This is a genomic window from Leucothrix arctica (assembly GCF_003172895.1).
Classification (GTDB): domain Bacteria; phylum Pseudomonadota; class Gammaproteobacteria; order Thiotrichales; family Thiotrichaceae; genus Leucothrix; species Leucothrix arctica.
Genome location: NZ_QGKL01000042.1, coordinates 1 through 18,407 on the forward strand (window position 1 = coordinate 1; position 18,407 = coordinate 18,407).

The 18,407-nt window shown below is 42.7% G+C and carries 21 protein-coding genes; 13 read left to right on the top strand and 8 right to left on the bottom strand.

The features are described from left to right. From DKT75_RS17115 to DKT75_RS17125, 3 genes are all read left to right on the top strand, one after another. A partial coding sequence (locus DKT75_RS17115) for an integrase core domain-containing protein (RefSeq protein ID WP_146201400.1) occupies nucleotides 1-278 on the top strand: 278 nt, incomplete at its 5' end. Further along, nucleotides 275-640: a hypothetical protein gene (locus tag DKT75_RS17120; RefSeq protein ID WP_109825062.1), complete on the top strand. Its 366-nt coding sequence runs from the start codon at nucleotides 275-277 to the stop codon at nucleotides 638-640. The genes DKT75_RS17115 and DKT75_RS17120, both read left to right, overlap by 4 nt. Before the next feature lie 79 nt (nucleotides 641-719). After that, complete coding sequence (locus DKT75_RS17125; RefSeq protein WP_109825064.1) at nucleotides 720-1,238, top strand: GNAT family N-acetyltransferase; 519 nt, start codon at nucleotides 720-722, stop codon at nucleotides 1,236-1,238. On the opposite strand, the gene DKT75_RS17130 is transcribed toward DKT75_RS17125, so the two are convergent. The 4 genes from DKT75_RS17130 to DKT75_RS17145 form a co-directional block, all read right to left on the bottom strand. Continuing rightward, on the bottom strand, nucleotides 1,183-2,337 hold the full coding sequence (locus DKT75_RS17130; protein ID WP_109825066.1) for a D-alanine--D-alanine ligase family protein: 1,155 nt from the start codon (nucleotides 2,335-2,337) through the stop codon (nucleotides 1,183-1,185). The two genes, DKT75_RS17125 and DKT75_RS17130, sit on opposite strands and share 56 nt — an antisense overlap. Nucleotides 2,338-2,403: 66 nt before the next feature. After that, nucleotides 2,404-4,404: an ABC transporter ATP-binding protein gene (locus DKT75_RS17135; RefSeq protein ID WP_158278903.1), complete on the bottom strand. Its 2,001-nt coding sequence runs from the start codon at nucleotides 4,402-4,404 to the stop codon at nucleotides 2,404-2,406. Between the two features lie 266 nt (nucleotides 4,405-4,670). Beyond that, on the bottom strand, nucleotides 4,671-5,798 hold the full coding sequence (locus DKT75_RS17140) for a zinc-binding dehydrogenase (RefSeq protein ID WP_109825070.1): 1,128 nt from the start codon (nucleotides 5,796-5,798) through the stop codon (nucleotides 4,671-4,673). A gap of 80 nt (nucleotides 5,799-5,878) precedes the next feature. Continuing rightward, nucleotides 5,879-6,553, bottom strand: a complete 675-nt coding sequence (locus DKT75_RS17145) for a glutathione S-transferase family protein (protein WP_109825072.1) — start codon at nucleotides 6,551-6,553, stop codon at nucleotides 5,879-5,881. Between the two features lie 199 nt (nucleotides 6,554-6,752). Between DKT75_RS17145 and DKT75_RS17150 the strand changes: the two genes are divergently transcribed. From DKT75_RS17150 to DKT75_RS22540, 3 genes are all read left to right on the top strand, one after another. Further along, nucleotides 6,753-7,649 (top strand): LysR family transcriptional regulator, encoded by an 897-nt coding sequence (locus DKT75_RS17150; protein ID WP_109825074.1) that lies wholly within the window; start codon nucleotides 6,753-6,755, stop codon nucleotides 7,647-7,649. Nucleotides 7,650-7,802: 153 nt separating this feature from the next. Continuing rightward, entirely contained in the window at nucleotides 7,803-8,027 is a 225-nt protein-coding gene (locus tag DKT75_RS17155) for a DDE-type integrase/transposase/recombinase (protein WP_109825076.1), read from the top strand. A gap of 51 nt (nucleotides 8,028-8,078) precedes the next feature. Continuing rightward, nucleotides 8,079-8,363, top strand: coding sequence for an integrase core domain-containing protein (locus DKT75_RS22540; protein WP_109825078.1), 285 nt, complete (start codon nucleotides 8,079-8,081; stop codon nucleotides 8,361-8,363). Nucleotides 8,364-8,487: 124 nt separating this feature from the next. Here the strand turns inward: DKT75_RS22540 and DKT75_RS17165 are convergent, their stop codons facing one another. After that, a complete protein-coding gene (locus tag DKT75_RS17165) occupies nucleotides 8,488-9,012 on the bottom strand; it encodes a fasciclin domain-containing protein (RefSeq protein ID WP_109825080.1) in 525 nt (174 codons plus the stop codon). A 346-nt stretch (nucleotides 9,013-9,358) separates the two neighbouring features. On the opposite strand from DKT75_RS17165, the gene DKT75_RS17170 reads away from it, so the two are divergent. Next, entirely contained in the window at nucleotides 9,359-9,787 is a 429-nt protein-coding gene (locus DKT75_RS17170) for a DUF3429 domain-containing protein (RefSeq protein WP_109825082.1), read from the top strand. Between the two features lie 116 nt (nucleotides 9,788-9,903). Here DKT75_RS17170 and DKT75_RS17175 read toward each other — a convergent pair whose 3' ends face one another. Further along, the gene (locus tag DKT75_RS17175) at nucleotides 9,904-10,548 is read right to left on the bottom strand and encodes an SOUL family heme-binding protein (RefSeq protein ID WP_109825084.1); all 645 of its coding nucleotides are present in this window, start codon (nucleotides 10,546-10,548) and stop codon (nucleotides 9,904-9,906) included. Between the two features lie 179 nt (nucleotides 10,549-10,727). On the opposite strand from DKT75_RS17175, the gene DKT75_RS17180 reads away from it, so the two are divergent. Together DKT75_RS17180 and DKT75_RS17185 are read left to right on the top strand one after the other, a co-directional pair. After that, nucleotides 10,728-11,327, top strand: coding sequence for a YitT family protein (locus tag DKT75_RS17180; RefSeq protein WP_109825086.1), 600 nt, complete (start codon nucleotides 10,728-10,730; stop codon nucleotides 11,325-11,327). Nucleotides 11,328-11,450: 123 nt separating this feature from the next. Continuing rightward, nucleotides 11,451-11,945, top strand: coding sequence for a RidA family protein (locus tag DKT75_RS17185; protein ID WP_109825088.1), 495 nt, complete (start codon nucleotides 11,451-11,453; stop codon nucleotides 11,943-11,945). A 13-nt stretch (nucleotides 11,946-11,958) separates the two neighbouring features. Here the strand turns inward: DKT75_RS17185 and DKT75_RS17190 are convergent, their stop codons facing one another. Next, complete coding sequence (locus DKT75_RS17190; protein ID WP_109825090.1) at nucleotides 11,959-12,921, bottom strand: LysR family transcriptional regulator; 963 nt, start codon at nucleotides 12,919-12,921, stop codon at nucleotides 11,959-11,961. Nucleotides 12,922-13,174: 253 nt separating this feature from the next. Between DKT75_RS17190 and DKT75_RS17195 the strand changes: the two genes are divergently transcribed. From DKT75_RS17195 to DKT75_RS17210, 4 genes are read left to right on the top strand one after another with little or no spacing between them, the layout of a single operon-like run. Continuing rightward, nucleotides 13,175-14,152 carry a TRAP transporter substrate-binding protein gene (locus DKT75_RS17195; RefSeq protein WP_109825092.1) on the top strand — a complete coding sequence of 326 codons (978 nt, stop codon included), beginning with the start codon at nucleotides 13,175-13,177 and terminating at the stop codon, nucleotides 14,150-14,152. A 54-nt stretch (nucleotides 14,153-14,206) separates the two neighbouring features. Then, nucleotides 14,207-14,683: a TRAP transporter small permease gene (locus DKT75_RS17200; RefSeq protein ID WP_158278905.1), complete on the top strand. Its 477-nt coding sequence runs from the start codon at nucleotides 14,207-14,209 to the stop codon at nucleotides 14,681-14,683. Further along, nucleotides 14,676-15,938 carry a TRAP transporter large permease gene (locus DKT75_RS17205; protein ID WP_109825096.1) on the top strand — a complete coding sequence of 421 codons (1,263 nt, stop codon included), beginning with the start codon at nucleotides 14,676-14,678 and terminating at the stop codon, nucleotides 15,936-15,938. Before DKT75_RS17200 ends, DKT75_RS17205 begins: the two co-directional genes overlap by 8 nt. After that, nucleotides 15,935-17,302, top strand: a complete 1,368-nt coding sequence (locus DKT75_RS17210) for an amidase (protein ID WP_109825097.1) — start codon at nucleotides 15,935-15,937, stop codon at nucleotides 17,300-17,302. Before DKT75_RS17205 ends, DKT75_RS17210 begins: the two co-directional genes overlap by 4 nt. A 138-nt stretch (nucleotides 17,303-17,440) precedes the next feature. Here DKT75_RS17210 and DKT75_RS17215 read toward each other — a convergent pair whose 3' ends face one another. Beyond that, on the bottom strand, nucleotides 17,441-18,295 hold the full coding sequence (locus DKT75_RS17215) for a DMT family transporter (RefSeq protein ID WP_211665474.1): 855 nt from the start codon (nucleotides 18,293-18,295) through the stop codon (nucleotides 17,441-17,443). Nucleotides 18,296-18,407 lie beyond the last annotated feature (112 nt).

The window sequence follows — 18,407 nt, forward strand, 5'->3', positions numbered from 1 at the left end:
GTCAATGCCTGTGGCATTTTGGCATGAGGCAAAGCCTTAGCCGACGAGGAAACTGTTGGGATAATTCACCCGTAGAACGGTTCTTTAGAAGCTTTAAAACCGAGTGGATGCCAAAATCAGGTTACGTTTCATTTAACGAAGGTGCTCAGGCGATTACTCAATACATTAATCAGTATTATAATCGTTACCGCCCACATGCTAACAATGGCGGGCTATCGCCAATAATGGCAGAAGAAAAATTTGGATTAACCTCTAAAGAGGTGGCCAGTTTTAGTTGACCACAACAGACACCATTTCTCTCAAACAAGCAGAGATTTCAGTATCCTTAAGCAATGGTGAAATGATCGCCACAGATACTGCAAAAATCGTTTTAATGAATGACAAGCTTATCAACTTAATTGATGTTCTAGATCTAGCCAAACAACTTCAGAAAACCCATCGTAAAACGTTGTTATCCGGTGTCATACCAACAGTAGGGATTATTGCTGGTGTGTTTGTCTTTAATATTAGTGTGTCAATTGCCATTGTCGGTTACATGACAGGTGTCGGTCTTAGTTTAGGTTACGCTGTATCACCATTATTTACCGAAAAAAGGCGCAATAAAAAGGTTATCAAGAAACTAGCCTCTCCAGAAACGTAAGGAAAAATATAGATAATTTGTTTAGCCGACGTTCTTGTCGCTAATCAGGTAGTCTTATAAATTAGCCAAGGTAGCTTTGATGATTAATATTCATTTGCTTGACCAGCCCGAACTAGATATTCGTTATACCGATGTGCTTACTGCGCTTGACCAGAGAGTGCGGGAAAAGGATGCTGCTCCTTATCTTTATCCAAAAACCAAAGACTTTTATCGTCAATGTTTGGCAGGGGAGTGCTATAACATACTCGCGCTCAATGATGAGGACGTTATAGGGTATGCCGCACTAAGACGTATGAGCCCTTGGCCGGCTTATTTGGAGAAAGTTGAGTACCCCGAGAGTGAGTGTGCTTTGATGCTACACAACATGGTAGACCCTAGTTGGCGTGGACAAGGTATTGCAAAGCTACTTAATCAAGGCCGCATCACTTTGGCTCGCGAGCAAGGGCTGCGTTATTTATTCTCAACGGTGCACCCAGAAAACACACCAAGCATAAAGAGCCTAAAGCGTTCTGGTTTCCGGGTGCTAGATCAACGAAAAATGTTTAGTGAGCAGCTACTGCGTAACTTGATGTTTCTGGATCTAAATGAGCAACAGTAATATCTATAGCATCATTTGCTGGTAACGAGGTTACGGTACTATCTAAAGCGATGTACTGTTCCGCGAGTTGTCGGATACGCGTAGGTACGGGAATATGGTAACGGCGGCAACTGCAGTAGATAATTAATGCAACGAGTGTGTCAAAGGCTTCGATTTGTGGTTTGTCATGCATTTTTACAATCATCTGCCATACAGTGGTACTGAATGGCAGTTCCAAGCCCGGTAAGCCATTAACATCAAAGACTTTAAGAGACCCATGCTGATCAAAACGACAATCGACACGAGTAAATTCGCAAATACCCAAAGCATCACAAATCGGTAACACCTCTGCTTCGATTGCTTTAAGTACTTCTGGGTCATTCACAACAGTAAGCCATTTACCATCATCCCAATCTCTTTGGCGAATACTATAATCTAGGACTGCTCCAGGGTTGTCATAGATATCAATGTCGTAGTAAGTCGGCAAAATTATTGGCTTTTCTGGTGTCATAAAGATAGCAACGGTAATGTCTCTACCAGGTAGGTAATCTTCAACCATCACGGGGTAACCGTAGGTATCGCCTAATTGCTTGGTTTGTTTATAAAGCTCCTCTAAATCGTTTGTTATACAGTCCTGTGTGATGCCTTTACTGGTCGAAAGGTCACTAGGTTTTGTAAAGAGCGGGAACGTTAGTTGACGTTGTTTGAGTATTTCAGGGAGTTGCTGAAGATTCTCTTCATGAATGGCGGCAAACCGTGGTACAGCTGTATTTTTATCTGCTAGCAAGCTTTGGCATTGGTCTTTTGAAAGCACACTTTTTAGGACTTTTGCATTGTTGCCAATAATTGAAAACCCACGCTCTTCAATTACGTCAGCAAGCCAGAGAGCCTCTGTAGCGCCTTTATTAGCATAAACTTGATAGGCATTTGGCCAGACAAGGCAATCGCTTGGGTTTAGCTTGGATAGCACATCAGAAAGCATTTTAAGGCAATCCACATCGTGCACTTCGAGATCAATATGTGCGCGTTGCAATGAGTGGAGAACATCTTGCTGGCTTTCTACATCGGTTGTCCAACCCATGGACCAAAATCCGACGCTATTAATAATTACTATTTTCATGGGCTTCACTTTCCTTCTTTTGGTGATACTTCAAATACGGTGTGTTGAACGGCAACTTATACTTTTTCAGCTTAAGGGGGCTTCAAGTAACGGCGTTTCATGAGCAGTACTGGTTTGCGCATTCCATAACTGGACGTAAAGTCCATTTAGCAACATGAGCTCGTCATGGCTACCTTGTTCCATCACACTGCCTTTATCCAAAACAAAAATATTGTCAGCTTTAGCGATAGCGCGAAGATTATGTGAAATTGAGATCACTGTGCATTTATGGCGAAGCTTGTGGACGGTTGCGTCAATTGCGGCAGCTGTTTCAGCATCTAGACTGCTAGTCGCTTCATCTAAAATTAGGATGGCAGGATCACAAAGAATCGCACGTGCAATGGCAACACGTTGCTTCTGACCACCAGAAAGGCGTTTACCCGCTTCACCAGCATTGGTTTCATAGCCTTGTGGAAGATCAGTGATGAACTCATGCAGTTCAGCAGCTTGTGCGGCCTGCATAATTTCATCATCGGTAGCATTTGGTTTGGCAACACGAATATTGTCAGCAATACTGGCATTGAACACGAAGGTGTCTTGCAACACGATGCCAATTTTTTGGCGCAATGAGCTTATGGTGAGGTGACGGATATCATGTCCATCGACGGTGACTCTTCCCGCTGAAACATCATAAAAGCGTAATAACAGGTTTAGAATAGTACTTTTTCCTGCACCACTTGGGCCGACAAAGGCGACAAAGCTACCGGGCTGTATGGAAAAACTCGTATTACGTAATTGTAAATTGTCATCCGTGTAGCCAAAGGAAACATTTTCAAAACATACGCCTTCCCTAAATGTGGGTAACACAATCGCACCGGGAATATCGATAATATCGCTTTGACTTTGGAATAGTGTGTCTACACGGCGAATGCCTATTAATGATGTAAGTACCTCATCAATACGGTTTCTAAACAGCTTACGCATGTAACTGACAAAAATACCCTGCATCATAATGAATGAAACAAGGCCACCGATAGAGAGCGTGCCGGCGCCGAGTAGAATTAGTCCAGTAGAAATAGAAAGCAACTGAGTGAAAAATAAAGAACTGATAACAGTCCGTTCAAATGCAGTACGATTAAATAATGCATTTGTGGATACTTTCTGCAAACGCTCGAGTTGATTAACAAAGCCACTTTGCATCGAAGGTTGAATGCTGAAACTCTTGATCATTGCTTGTGCTTGAGTACTTTCTTGAACCGCTTGCATAACCATTGCTTCCTCATCTTTCAGTGCGTAATTAGCTTTTGAAAGTGATGGAGAAAAATCACGCAGTATGTAAATTAGTACTGGTAAAGATGTCATGGTTACCAATGCCATCGGCACGGATAACATGAAGAGCATAATAATGTTAAGTACTACAATTAAAAGATCTGCGACTGTTGGAATAATTTGCGTGATACCTAGACGCACATAGATCATATCTGACGAAAATCGAGTGAGGATGTCACCTAATTTTGTGTCTTTGTAATAGCTGACAGGTAGTTTCTGCAGGTGTTGATACATGTCGCTGTTAAGATCTTTAACAACTTTGCTCGTGATGGCTGCAGAGATACGTTCTCCCATCAGAACTAATAATGCGACTGCTGGGAATACTAATAAAAGCTTGGCTAATATAGGTTTAGCTAACAGCAGCCCTTTTCCAGAAGCGCTACTATTGATTATGTTTTTAAGGGCACGCGTAAAGCCGATTTCATATAACCCAAAGCTGACAAGGCCGGCTCCACTAAGTAGTGCTGGACGCCAATAAGGTGCACCATACTTCCTTAGGTAACGGTTGAATAACTTGCCTTCTTTTTTGAACGAGTGAGCAGACTGTTTTTCTGGAACAAGGGGTTTATCTCGCTTCCACAAAGCAACATGGGTTTGTACTTCATCATGATCTGATTGGCGCTGTGGTACTAGAACATCTAGCTGCAGTTTGTCGTTAAGCTTTTCAATGGACCTGCTTAGGGAGCGGCGTGTTTTCTTAGCTTTCTTTTTACTAACGTAATATTTTACCGTAGCAGTACCGCCCGCTATAGCTAGCATAGTAAATAACATTATTACCTTTGATTCTTACTTTTTAGGAAGGTGCAGAAGTGCCTACCTATTGATTATTGAATCAAATCGTTAATAACATGAAGTCTAGGATTGTTAATTTTTGTTGTGAGGATAGTTCTAGAAGTAGGGACGGTTGTTATTTAACTTTTTTATATAACTGCCTCTCTGATCACTTTGCGTGAAGTTAAATACCCAAAGCAATAAAGCAGATACCAACAATCAGTATCTGCTTTATTCAATCATCTACAAAGTCATTACTTCTGAGGTGTAATCAAGTACTTTTCACCAGTCGCTTGCTTAGCATAGCCCGCGATTGATTGTAGTTTCAGTGTCTCAGTCAACGACACTTCATGTGTGTAGTTACTTGCAAACGTTGTAGTGATCTCATCGGCAACACGTTTACGCATCGCAACAACAGTCTCATTACCTAGCTTGCTTAGCACATTGAATAATAAGAACCCAGTGACAGCCCAAGCAAAACCGAAGTTACGGTTTAGCGTAATAGGGCCACGGTTTAGTGCGCCATATATGTAAACTTGTTTGAACGTATCAGAGCCATAAACGCTGTGTTCTTTCATGTCACGTGCCGCTGCAACTTCCATGCAGTTCAAAATGTCACTGGTTAGCTCGCCGCCGCCAATTGGGTCAAACGCAATCGTTGCACCGGTTTCAATAATCGCAGCCGTTAAGTCATCAATGAACGAGTTACTGCTTGAGTTAACAACGTATTTTGCGCCCATATCCCGTAGCAATGTTTCTTGCTCTTCTTTACGAACGATGTTGATTAGATCAACACCATCAGCAATACAAATGCGGTTTAGCATCTGACCAAGGTTAGAGGCAGCTGCGGCATGAATAATGGCTTTGTGACCTTCAGCACGCATGGTTGCAACCATTGCCAACGCCGTCAGCGGGTTCACGAACGAAGAAGCCGCTTCTTTCGCGGTTGTTCCGTCTTTCATTGGTAAGCAGCTTTGTACGTTTGCACATAGGTATTGACGATAAGTGCCTCCACCAATCACAGCAACAGTCTTACCTATTAGTGTTTGTGCCTCAGATGATGAGCCAGCCGCGATCACTGTTCCAGCGCCTTCGTTTCCAACTGGCGTTACAACACCAACACGCGTTTTAAGGCCTTCCATAAACTGCACAGGAACATCAGCTGTAATCACTGGGCTTTGGTCGGTGCCTGATTGTGTGGCTGTTGTCATATCAGCAGCGCTGAACATAACACCTAAATCAGACGGGTTTAATGGCGCTGCTTCAATGCGAATAATAACTTCATCAGCACCGGGTTGTGGCACTTCAATGTTTTGTAGCGCTAGTGTTAATTTGTTGTCGTCGCTGATTATTGAAGTCAGCTGAATGTTTGTATGTGTCATTTTAATATTCTCTTTTAAATCATTAAATTCTATAACCAATCATTTGATTGATTTAGTTCTATTGTTTTTATCGTTCGATGCTATTTAGCATTGTCTGCTTGTATCTGAGCGGTTACTTTTTGCATGAACTCAGGCATGTTTGCCTGACGATCTGCTTCTATATTTTGGGTAATGGCTAACTGACTCATTGAGTCATTCCACGTTTTCATGCCGTGGATCTCTGCAGGTACATCCCAGTCAAGCTGGCTCGCACCGAAGCTGGCAACGATGTTTACGTAATAAACGTAGATGTCGGCCATTGTGAATTTGTCACCCGCAACCCAAGGTGAAAACTGACATAAGCGGCTTATAGCGATAACTCCAACGTCTAATGCTTGGCGTACTTCATCTTTAATCGATTCAGGTATTTCAGTACCTGAGAATGCATAAGGGATAAGTCGTCTACTCGGTAGCTCAAAATACAGCTCGGCTACTTTCATAATTTGTCGAACAACAGCGCGCTCGCTACTGTTTTCGGGGTATAGCGCAATGTCAGGGTAAGTCTCTTCGAGATAGTCACAAATGACACTCGACTCTGAAAGATTGAGTCCTTCATTCGTTGTGATAACAGGAACTTTTCCCGCTGGGCTGATTGCGAGTAACTCTTCACTACCACCGTAGAGTAGGTTTTCTTGAAACGGCAGTTCTTTGTAGAGAAGTACATGTTTCACTAGGTTGTAATAGTTGCTAGCCGCAAAACCGTGCAGAGTAATCATTAGTCAGTGTCCATCATTAGTGTGAAGGGTTGGCGCTGTATCTCATCTGTTGCAGCAAGAGCAAGGCTGCAACGTTTAACTTGAGGTCATTATTACCCTTTTTAATTAGGTTATATATGGCGGCAAATGCTAATCACTATTGCTTTAATGACAACAATGAAGCAAGAATACTACAGGTTTTTTTTAATGGAGAATTGACTTGGATCAACTACGTGCGATGCGGTATTTCAGTAAAGTTGTCGAAACGGGCAGTTTCACCAAAGCGGCGAGTACCTTTAATGTGCCGCCATCATCATTGTCGAGACGCGTTGCTGATTTAGAAAAGAGTCTGGGGGCGACTTTGTTAAAGCGCTCGACCCGAGTCGTTAAACTGACTGAAGTAGGGCAAATTTACTATAATGATGTTCAGAAAATACTGAACCAACTAGCGCAGAGTAATGAGACTGTTCGTAGTTATCAAACAACGCCAATGGGGCGTTTGAGCATCAGTTCGATGGTGGGTTTTGGTGAGAGGATATTGCTACCTTTACTAGATGAGTTCAGCATCTTATATCCTGAGATCGTTTTAGATGTGAGTTTAAGTGATGAGCTATCAACGCTTGGACGTGACGATGTTGATATTGCTATTCGCGGTGGCTACGCGCCCAATGAGCGCGTACTGGCAATCAGGCTCATGGATAATGGGTTTATTCCAGTTGCTTCGCCTAGTTACATTGAGAAGCATGGCCTACCAAGTAATGTGATGGCGCTAAAAGAACATGGCGGCCTTTATTTTAAAGCACCGACAGGGCCTATGCCTTGGTTATGCCATGTAAACGGCCAGTGGCATGACGTAACTGGGCCAGCAGTAGCGATTTCAAATAATGGGTCTTGGCTTGCGAGAAAAGCGTGTAACGGCGAAGGTATTTTGATGTCAACACGATGGGCGTTAGCGTCGTACCTTGAGTCAGGGCAGTTGCAGGAGCTTAAGTTTGAACATGAGCTAACGGTCACTCAGTATTCTGATCTGGCGGTTTATTTGCTGTATCAAAAACAGCGTTACTTGGTACCTAAAGTGAAAGCGGCGGTAGACTTTTTAGTTGAACGACTTAATTGATTGTTGGTTTGGGTGAGCTTAGGTCGATGCAGAGTTTGTGACATGGTATTTACTTAATTTTTTAGATCCAGTTAGTTATGGGCTCTCAAAATTTGATAAGCTATACCATGCTCTTCAAGTGATGAAAGATCTTTTAAACCCTGGAAAGCAAGCATGAATGTTCATCGTAATGCTCGTACCACCCCTAATATGCCCGAAGATATGCAAAAACGTGATGTATTAGTAGGTATTGACCGTGCGACACGTTGGGTTTATATGGAAGTGATCACGGATAAAACAGCGAAGACAGCCGCCAAATTCATCGAGATATTGGTCGCTAAATATCCTATTAAGATTACAAAAATACTCATGGATAATGGTAAAGAGTTTACTGACTGATTCTGTACCACTGGCGAGCGTGAGCCCACAGGGGAACACTTATTTGATAAAATGTGCGACTCATTGGCGATAGAACACCGTTTAATTCTACCAAAACACCCACAAAAAAATGGGATGGTGGAACGCTTTAACGGTCGAATATCAGATGTGATTAAATTAACTTATTTTGCTTCTGCCGAGGAAGTGGAAACAACACTAAAACGTTACTTAACCACGTACAATCATCACGTTATTCAAAGAAATCTTGGACATTTGACACCTATTCAAAGCATCAAACAGTGGCAGTTAGACAAGCCTGTTTTATTCAAAAAAAAGTTTATAATCATTCATTTCTAGATATCTAAACAAGTAGGTATTTAATTATTTATTTTAAATAGAAAGGGCGAAAAAAATAATATCTCTCGCCCTTTTATTAACTACTAACTAAAAAAACTGATTAATATTTATTTAAATATTCTAATTACTCCGCAGGTGGTAACAGCACTGTATCAATTACATGAATGATGCCGTTGCTTGTCATAATGTCAGCTTTTATCACTGTTGCATCATTAATCTTAACACCGTCAGACGTATCAATCATTACTTCAGCACCCGATAATGTCTTAGCACTTTTTAAGCCTGCGACATCTTTCGCGGGTACGCTACCAGAGATGACGTGATAGGTAAGAATAGCTGTTAACCTTTCTTTATCAGCAAGGATAGCGTTAAGTGTTTCTTCGGGGATTTTTGCAAACGCTTCATCAGTTGGCGCAAAGACAGTGAAAGGGCCTTCAGCCTTCAGAGCGTCGATAAGATCAGCAGCTTCTAGTGCTGTTGCTAATGTTTTAAAACTACCGGCTGCAACTGCTGTATCGATGATGTCAGCTTTCATTTCTGCGTGCATACCGGCTTTTTCTTCACCAGCGCTGTGGCTACCTGCCTGCACGCTACCAACACCTACTAACATTGCTGCACTTAAAATCCCTGTAATAATTCCTACTTTCATTTTATGTTCCTCAATAATAAAAAAGCCTAAGTTACGTACAAGCAAATCAACGTTATTGCTTGTTGAGGCTATTATTGTTTAAAAAAACAAATAGAAACCAGAGGCCATAATTCTGTAAAGGTATATTTATGAAAAAACTATTAATTACCACATTAAAAAAGTTTAACTTACTGGTAGGCGTTTTATAGTTGTTAGCAGGCTGAACAGTTTTTTGGTAACTTAACAAATAAATGGTTTTTAAAGGTCGCACATTTAATGCGTCATACTACGAGGTAGTATTTAGTGCCTCATCAAACGCCGGTAATCACCACGTATGCCAATAACAGAGAAGTAAGAAAGGTTTGCTATGAAAAATTCTATTTTAATCCCATTACTAACATATCTAGGTGCAGCGCCATTTTTTCTGGCCAATCTACTTGAGCTAGCTAATATTCGTTTGTTTGATATTGATTCTCTTACCTGGTTTATGACTTACGGCTTTGTAATCCTAAGTTTTATGGCAGGGACTTTATGGGGACAAGTTGTTAATGAGAGTGCTGTTGTCAAAGGAGTTGCCTTGGCGACTAATGGCATCACACTTGCAGCATGGTTTGGGTACTTATTAGCTGTCCCATCGTTGGGGTTGATAGTATCAGCGCTGGGGTTTGTCGCACTTTATGTGCTGGAGGCGTTTGTCATGAAGCAGATGAAAAGACCCGACTATTATCTAGATCTAAGATTAAGGGTGACAGTACTCGTTGTACTAGCTCATTGCATCATGCTCTTTCAAATCTAGAAGGGCACCTCAATATTGACGAGATTGAAAACTCGCCAACTCAGCAAGTGAACTACCTCAACTAGTGAGTAGGTGAGGTAGCCGAGAGTAAATAGAGAAAACCTTTTGAGAAGCCTCTAATAAGCGATCATAACCTCATTACGACGGAATAGCGGTAGCGTCCAAGGTGGATCATAACGTGACAACTCCGGCTTTCCTGTAGGCGTAATGTTCTTAGTCTTGAGCCAGTTCTCAAGCGTTGTTGTCATGTAAGCAACTTTCGGTGCGCGAGCCAACCCAGAAAACCGAATAACAGCATACTTTTGCTTAGGTATTTCCCTAAGTGTCACCGCCGCGTTATTAGGCGTAGGCAATGTTTCCATGGTGTACTTGCTAGGCATCACGAAGTTCATCCGCCATTGGCTATCGCTTTGCTGCATTGTCACGGGCGCAGTCATGCTGATTTTCTCTGAGACACCTGTCTTCATCGTTACTGGGGCGGTCATACTGATTTTTTCAGCAGCGCCTTGTTGTGATGTATTGCCGCCAAAGATATAGCCAGCAATCATTTTAAAGCCTTTGTTTGAAGCCTGTTTCATCGTGCCGGACACTTCTACTTCAGCGATGATTTTTGGTTCGTATTCGCGTAATTCGAATGCACCTGACTTCTCAATCAGAGTAAAAGCGGGCCCTTCGATGGCAGCCATAGATGCACCTGTGTAAAGGATGGATATGAGTCCAACAACCAAAGCTGACTTAATTTTGTAGCGTAAGCTTTTCATATCTGTAGCTCCCAATAAGTCTTAATAAAATAGATGTATTGCCCGAAGCGTTGCATGTCTGTCGTGAAGTAAACGTGAAGGTAAGAAAAAATAACCCTAATCGAAACAAACTGAGCCGCAGATGATGGCTTGGTGTGAGAACATTACCGGTTACTATTTAGCGTGAAGAGCATAGGCTTATGGAACACCACACTACGCAAGAAGACTGGATTGCTATTCTGATCGGTACTTTTCTTACCGCACAGGGTCTCTTTTTTTTGCAGTCAGCGTCACTGCTTACTGGCGGTGTTGCGGGGCTGACGCTTATCATTACTCAGGTTACATCGCTCAGTTTTGGTACTTTGTTCTTCCTCATCAATTGTCCTTTTTACCTAATGGCGTGGAAGCGTTTCGGTAAACAGTTTGCGATTAGAAGTGTGGTGTCAGGTGCGCTAGTGTCCATCTTTACGGATCACATCGGGAAGTTTATGCAGATCAGCACCGTCAACGACCTCTACAATGCTGTGTTAGGGGGGCTGTTAATTGGTCTTGGAATGCTGATTTTGTTTAGACACAGATCTAGTCTTGGTGGGTTTAATATTTTGTGTCTATACATTCAAGATAGGTTTGGACTATCAGTAGGTAAGACACAGCTCGCCATAGATTGCGTGATTTTAGTCTTCTCTTCGTTTTTCGTTTCACCTTGGATTATTTTCTATTCAATCATTGGCGCTATCGTGCTTAACCTAATCTTGGCGATGAACCATAAGCCGAGTCGTTACATCGTTAGGTATGGTTGAGTGCGCGGTTCACCGTTTTCTATTGTTGCTGAATCGGCAACTCATCCTTGCTTAAACGGTGCTTCCTTAGGTTTATTGACTTAGCTAGTCTGAACAGACAATCAATGAACAAGGAAAACCGTGATGTCTGAGACTACTGGAGTAATAGAGCAACGCCTAGCTGATATGGGAATCATTTTGCCAAGACCCCCTAAACCAATTGGTAACTATTTACCGGGTGTTGTGGTTGGAGAGATTCTGTATTTATCAGGCACGCTAGGAACTGTACCCGATGAAAATGACAACGACACTATGCCAATCGCCGGTAAAGTTGGTACAGACGTTACTATCGAAGAAGGCTATCAATCAGCACGTTATATGGCGATCAACCATTTAGCATTGATGAAAGCAGTATTAGGTGATTTGGATCGCATAGAACGTATTGTTAAAATGATCGGTTATGTCAATTGCGCACCGGGTTTTACAGAGCCACACTTGGTGTTAAACGGTGCATCGGATCTCTATGTGGAGTTATTTGGTGAGGCTTCTGGTAAGCATGCACGTGCGGCATTGACGCAACATGAGCTAGGGGTGAATGCTCCGGTTGAAGCTGAAATGACTGTCCAAATAAAAGTTTAAATATCTTTAAGAGTCAGTTTTCCTTGAGTTCAGAATCAAGCCACTTTGCTTGTGCAGACTCAAGGATTCTTTTATCCAAGCCTTCCCAATATGAAAACTGCTCTTGTGCATGTTCTGCAAATAAAGATGCCGCAGAGGAAAGTACTCGCTGCCTACGAGTCGCCATCGACAAATGACGACTCATGAACGGTTTGCAGTCCAGATTAACAGGGATAAGCTTGCCGTATTCAACCCCTGAATAAACGGCCTGCACGGGCATAAATACCACCGCATTATTCAGCACTGCATAAGCGGATAAAAAGTGCAGCCGGTTACTAACAATTTTTGGTGATACCTCAACTTTGCACTGCTTTGCCACTCTTGTGACTAGTTGATTAATCCCAAAGTCTGTACTTGGCATGACATGATCATAGACAAGTAATTGCGCTAAACTCACTTTTTTACCTTGCGCTAGCGGGTGCTCTGCTGGAACAAAAGCGTGTAAAGGCTGGTTATAATTTGCCAGAATATCGACCGCATGATGATGCTGATAGTCATATAGAAAGCCAATATCACATTCATATCGATCTAAAGCATCGACTGTTTCATCACGACTTAGCACTGATACATCGAAAGAAACATCAGGGTATTTTTTAAGGAATTTAGTCATTACCTTAGGCAGGTAGTGTTCTGTAATACCTTCTACGGTCGCAATTCTAATAGCGCCCCGCTGTAAAGAGCGAAGCTCATCGATATCAGACTGGACTAACTGTAGCTGTGCATCAATTTTTAAGCCATGAGCCTGCAATCGTTTACCTGCTTCGGTAAGCGTCACACCATCTGAACGCCTCTCTAGTAAAGTACAATTTAGCTGATGTTCAAGCGATGAAATTTGCCTACTAATGGCAGAAGCAGCGACGTGTAAGCGCTCTGAAGCGCGGCGAATTGATTTGCATTTAGCGACTTCTAAAAAGTACCGCAGTGCATTTAAATTCATAGGATTCCAAGTAGTTAAAATATGACGTTTCAATGAATACCCTAGCAGCACGTTGCCGATATGGCAACGCTACCATCTCAAGATAGCGCTTCCGGAATATGAATTTCGAGTGAGATACTCTAGTCAACAAGAGTTGAAAGCCATACTCCTAAAGCCTCTACAAATATAAATTTAAGAGGCACTTAGCAGCAGGGCGATTTGCAACCACACGAGCTACTTTGAAAGCATCTAAATAAATCTAGAGGTAATCTGTATGAAAGTGTCTAACGTTTTAACTTCAATTGCACTGGCAGTGGCATTAAGCACTTCAGTCTCCGCTGAAACTATTGATCTCAATCTGGGCCACACTGGCGCTCCCAATCATCACTATCAAACTATTTCACTTCAGTTTGCTGAAGCTGTTAAAGAACGCACCGATGGTCGAATCAACATCAAAGTATTTCCAGCTGATCAGCTAGGAAAACAACTAGAAGCTGTTGAAGGAACGATGTTAGGAACACAGGACATTTTCCTAGTATCAGACACGGTGCTGTCTAACTGGATTCCAGATATGGGAATCTTAAACTTACCTTTCTTGTTCTCGTCGCTTGATGATGTCCATGAGGTACTTGAAGGTCCAGTTGGTGACAAGTTAGAAGCAAAAATGGAAGGTAGTGGTGCTCTAGTCATTGGTTGGTGGATGGGTGGATTGCGTAACATTACCAATAACAAGCAACCGATTACTAAACCAGAAGACCTCAAGGGCGTTAAGATTCGTGTGCCAGAAGGTAATGTGTTTGTTGAAACCTTTAAGGCAATGGGCGCAAACCCAGTCGTTATATCGTTTGGCGAGCTTTACTCTGCACTGCAATTAGGAACGGCGGATGCTCAGGAGAACCCACCAGCTCATATATTAACCAAAAAGTTCTATGAAGTTCAGGCATACACAACTAAAACAGCTCATATTTACCTTGGTTCACCATTGATTATGAATCAGGCAAAGTTAGAGTCAATCCCTGAAGCTGATAGAAAAATACTATTAGATACAGCGACTGAAATGGCAGGCGTTCACCTAAAAATGGTGAATGACCTGGAAAAAGGACAGTGGGAAGAGCTTGCTAAGCTGGGCAATAAGATCAACGATGTTGATACAGCCCCATTTAAAGCGGCTACTGCGCCAGTGATTGAAAAGTTTAAAGGAACCTTAGACGCGAGCATTATTGAGGAAATTCAATCAACATTGTCTAAGTAAAGAGTCGTAACACGACTCCCGTTAATGGCGGGAGTCTTATTCGGAGAAGCCTGTATGACGAAAGTCCTCGATAGTCTGGAGCTGCTAATTAAAGGTCTAGCTGGTTTATGTCTAGCGTCGGTGTTAGCGCTGATGATCGCGCAGGTTGCTAGTCGTTTTTTATTCAATTTCTCTCTTGCGGCCGCTAGTGAATTATCGATTTACGCGATGATTTGGTGTGTGTTCTTAGCCGCAGCCGTTGCGTTTCGCCATGGTGACCACATTGCCATGGACTTCATCCTAAATGGCTTACCAAAACGGTTAAAACTTATTTTCTCAATCATCGTTTATCTCTCGGTGACACTGTTTTTGGTCATTATTGTATTTAAAGGATACGACTTATCTCTTCGTGCGATGAAGCAAGTATCGACTGCATCAGGCTTGCCGGTTGGGTATATCTCAATGGCCATGCCGATTTGTTCAGTGTTGGCTCTGATATTTATGACGGAACACGCGATCAAGCAACTCTGGGTAGGTGCTAACAATGACTGAGATACTGTTTGGGACTTTACTTGTCTTATTACTCATCGGAACGCCTATTGCTTTTGCATTGGGTTTAGCGTCGATCGCTGCGCTTTATTTCGGTAGCTCTATTCCTTTAATTATAATGCCTCAGAAGCTTTTTAATGGCCTCAATAGTTTTCCCTTTTTAGCGATTCCGCTGTTTTTATTGGCGGGAAATATCATGGCTGCTGCACAAATTTCTGATCGCCTAGTAAAGTTATCAGGACTACTACTAGGACGTTATCCGGGCGGTCTTGCTCAGATGTCTACAGGAGCTTCTGCCTTCTTTGGCGCTATCTCAGGCTCAGCGCCTGCGACCACATCGGCTATTGGCTCGATTCTCATTCCATCCATGGTTAAGCGTGGATACCCAGCACCATTTGCTGGAGCCGTTGTAGCTTCTTCTGGTGCGTTAGGACTTATTATTCCACCGAGTTTGACTATGGTCGTTTACGGAACCATTGCAGAAGTCTCGATTGGTGATTTGTTCATAGCCGGCATCATACCGGGCTTTTTGATTGCGCTTTCATTAGGGCTGGTAAATTATATTTATGCTCGAAGAAATAAGCTGGAACGAGAGCCTGTTTTAGATCGTAAGGATATTCGTAAAGTTGTGACTGAGAGTGGACTCGCGCTACTGATGCCAATGATTATTTTAGGCGGTATTTATGGTGGTATTTTTACACCGACCGAGTCAGCAGCGGTTGCTTGTCTTTATGGCTTGATCATTGGCTTGTTTGTTTACCGAAACATGTCATTCAGTAGTTTGGGGCCTATTTTTGTTCGCACGGCTATAAGCTCGGCAGTGGTTATGTACCTTATGGGAACGGCTAATGCATTCTCCTTCATCATAACCGCTGAACAGGTTCCTCAAGCTATTGCTGGTGGCATTATGGGGCTAACCCAAGAGCCAATGCTGATTATGTTTTTAGTGATGTTGCTACTGCTAGTTGCAGGCACATTTTTAGATAACGTCGGCGCATTGGTACTGTTAGTTCCAACATTGGGAACGTTAGTGTCTGCTAGTAGCATTGATCCAGTATTCTTTGGTGTGTTTACCGTAATTGCTTTGGCTGTTGGTAACTTTACACCACCGGTAGGGCTTAATTTATTCATCGCAGCCCGACTTTCTGGTACCAAGATAGAAGAAATTTCTAAAAGTACTTTACCGTTTATTGCCGCTTATATTTTTATTCTAATCCTATTAATTGTCTTTCCTTCAATCGTATTGGTGCTTTTATGAACCCTTTAATCATTAATAAAACAGCGGCAGAGATTGCCACTGGGCTTAGTACTAATGAATTCACCTCTGAAGCGTTAGTCACTGAGGCACTTGAAGCGATACGAAACTGTTCTGATCAATCTATCTTTATCAATGTCACAGAAAAACGTGCAATGGATGAGGCGATAGCCAGTGATGAAAGACGCAAAAATGGTCAGCTTCTGAGTGACTGGGACGGTGTACCTATTGTTTGGAAAGATCTGTTTGATCTTGAAGGACTACCCACGACAGCTGGCTCTAAAGTTTATAAAGATGCCGCGCCTGCAAAACAGGATGCAGAAGTGGTTAGTAACTGTAGTGCTTTAGGCTTGGTTTGTTTAGGAAAGACAAATCTATCTGAGTTTGCCTACTCGGGTCTTGGTTTAAACCCTCACTATGGTACTCCTGTTAACCCAAATAGCTCGGCTAGCCCAAAAGCACCCGGTGGTTCTTCAGCGGGTTCTGCGGTAGCGGTGGCGCAAGGTTTTACCCCTTTAGCTATCGGTACTGATACTGCTGGGTCTGTCAGAGTGCCAGCGAGCTTTTGTGGTATTGCGGGTTTTAAATCGTCGCAAAAGCGATACTCAAATAAAGGCGTATTTCCGTTATCTAGCAGCCTTGATTCACTCGGTTCATTTGCTAATACGGTAGATGACTTGATTCAAATTGATGCTTTCATGCGTGGCAAAGTCTCTACTTCTGTACCAATTACAGATCTTAAAAACGCAACGTTCTTAGTGCCAGAAAATATTGTTTTTGATGATATTAGCAGTGATATAAAAAATGCGTTTAATCAGTTATTAGAGAATCTGAAAGCAGCTGGCGCAACCATAAAAGTACAGCACTTTCCATTGTTTGATGAAGTAAACCAGCTATTTAAAAACCATGGAACACTGACGGTTGCAGAGGCCTATGCTAACCACGAGCAACTACTGTTGAGCGCTCAAGCTGAGGATATGGATCAACGTGTTCGTAATCGTATGCTTACGGCTAAACAGATGAGTACCACTGATTATATTAGGCTCCAGTGGGCACGTGAGCGACTTCAGAAAGAGACGGTTGAGATGCTGGGAGACGCGTTTTTACTATTTCCAACAACGCCTATTACTGCTCCAGATATAGCCGAGTTAGAGGCATCGGATGAGCTGTTTGCCAGTACTAATTTGAAAGCACTTCGTAATACCATGTTGGGTAATTACCTAGGTATGCCTGGAGTTAGTCTTTCAATCGGTGATGATGCTGATGAACTGCCTATTGGAGTGCTAATTTCAGCGCCACTTGATCAAGATGATAGAGTACTTTCGGTGAGTAGGGCGATTGACGAATTATTGAGACTAAAGTCTTAGAAGTTACTTCAGGTTGTGATAAATGTAGCCCGACACTGATTACCTCTGATTTAAAAAAGTGGAGGCAATCAATGTTGTGGTGGTGCTATTTTGCAGCAGCGTAGCAATAAATAAGTCTGATAAAAAGTAAGTAGACTATTAAGTCTGGCGACTTCGCAACAGTGTATAAATCCCTCCACTGATAATAATCATTATTCCCGTGAGTGTTACCCAATCCGGCCTTTCGCCAAACATGACCATGGCAACGGCTAGTGAAAATACCATTCGTGAATATCGAAACGGCGTGACTATAGACACTTCGCCTGTGCGCATGGCCAGAGTGAGTGAGTAATAGGCGATACAGCCACAAGCTATGGTCGCCAGTATATACAGTGACGTTTTAGCATCGGTTACACTTGCACCGCCGCTATACATTAGTAATATAATTCCTACTGGAATTAGCACAAAGAACCCGTAGGTGCTTAATTGCATACTGGACAGTTCAGATGATGCGGCGCGGGTTGCTAAATCTCTTCCTGCAAGTCCTAACATGCCAACCACTGCCAGTAATGACAGAGGGTCGAAGCTATCCATACCCGGTTGAATTACCATAAGTACGCCGATAAATCCAAATAGAATGGCGCTCCAACGACGCCAGCCAACTTTCTCTCCAAACATTAGCGCAGCGCCGCCAACAACGACCAATGGGGTTGCTTGTAAGATAGCGGAAGCGGTTGAGAAAGGGATGATAACCAACGCTGAGATAAAGCACATCCGCCCGATTAGTTCACAGAACATTCTGATGAGGATGGGCTTTGACAGGATAGCTTTGTGAAAAATGACTTCGCCACGGCGCAGAGTAAGCACGAGGAATGTTGCGGTGCCACCAATTCCAAAAAGTAATAAAATCTCTCCTAGCGGAATGGTGGCAGTGGCTAGGCGAATGAACATGTCTTCCATAGTGAAGGCAGCCATTGCCATAATCATGTAGAGACTACCGCGGGTATTGTCCAAGGGAGATTTCCTTATTGGTGGAGGGGCAGTCACTCTGCCTTGATGGGAAGGGCATTGTTATCGTAGTGGGAGCATTCGTCCAGATTTTTCTCAAGTTTGAAAATGAGATATT

Excerpts from the sequence above, each read along its gene's own strand:
- DKT75_RS17155 (WP_109825076.1), top strand. The coding sequence starts at position 7,803 with ATGAATGTTCATCGTAATGCTCGTACCACCCCTAATATGCCCGAAGAT.
- DKT75_RS17175 (WP_109825084.1), bottom strand. The coding sequence starts at position 10,548 with ATGAAAAGCTTACGCTACAAAATTAAGTCAGCTTTGGTTGTTGGACTC.
- DKT75_RS17145 (WP_109825072.1), bottom strand. The coding sequence starts at position 6,553 with ATGATTACTCTGCACGGTTTTGCGGCTAGCAACTATTACAACCTAGTG.
- DKT75_RS17210 (WP_109825097.1), top strand. The coding sequence starts at position 15,935 with ATGAACCCTTTAATCATTAATAAAACAGCGGCAGAGATTGCCACTGGG.
- DKT75_RS17165 (WP_109825080.1), bottom strand. The coding sequence starts at position 9,012 with ATGAAAGTAGGAATTATTACAGGGATTTTAAGTGCAGCAATGTTAGTA.
- DKT75_RS17135 (WP_158278903.1), bottom strand. The coding sequence starts at position 4,404 with ATGCTAGCTATAGCGGGCGGTACTGCTACGGTAAAATATTACGTTAGT.
- DKT75_RS17205 (WP_109825096.1), top strand. The coding sequence starts at position 14,676 with ATGACTGAGATACTGTTTGGGACTTTACTTGTCTTATTACTCATCGGA.
- DKT75_RS17170 (WP_109825082.1), top strand. The coding sequence starts at position 9,359 with ATGAAAAATTCTATTTTAATCCCATTACTAACATATCTAGGTGCAGCG.
- DKT75_RS17140 (WP_109825070.1), bottom strand. The coding sequence starts at position 5,798 with ATGACACATACAAACATTCAGCTGACTTCAATAATCAGCGACGACAAC.
- DKT75_RS17125 (WP_109825064.1), top strand. The coding sequence starts at position 720 with ATGATTAATATTCATTTGCTTGACCAGCCCGAACTAGATATTCGTTAT.
- DKT75_RS22540 (WP_109825078.1), top strand. The coding sequence starts at position 8,079 with ATGTGCGACTCATTGGCGATAGAACACCGTTTAATTCTACCAAAACAC.
- DKT75_RS17200 (WP_158278905.1), top strand. The coding sequence starts at position 14,207 with ATGACGAAAGTCCTCGATAGTCTGGAGCTGCTAATTAAAGGTCTAGCT.
- DKT75_RS17180 (WP_109825086.1), top strand. The coding sequence starts at position 10,728 with ATGGAACACCACACTACGCAAGAAGACTGGATTGCTATTCTGATCGGT.
- DKT75_RS17190 (WP_109825090.1), bottom strand. The coding sequence starts at position 12,921 with ATGAATTTAAATGCACTGCGGTACTTTTTAGAAGTCGCTAAATGCAAA.
- DKT75_RS17185 (WP_109825088.1), top strand. The coding sequence starts at position 11,451 with ATGTCTGAGACTACTGGAGTAATAGAGCAACGCCTAGCTGATATGGGA.
- DKT75_RS17195 (WP_109825092.1), top strand. The coding sequence starts at position 13,175 with ATGAAAGTGTCTAACGTTTTAACTTCAATTGCACTGGCAGTGGCATTA.
- DKT75_RS17130 (WP_109825066.1), bottom strand. The coding sequence starts at position 2,337 with ATGAAAATAGTAATTATTAATAGCGTCGGATTTTGGTCCATGGGTTGG.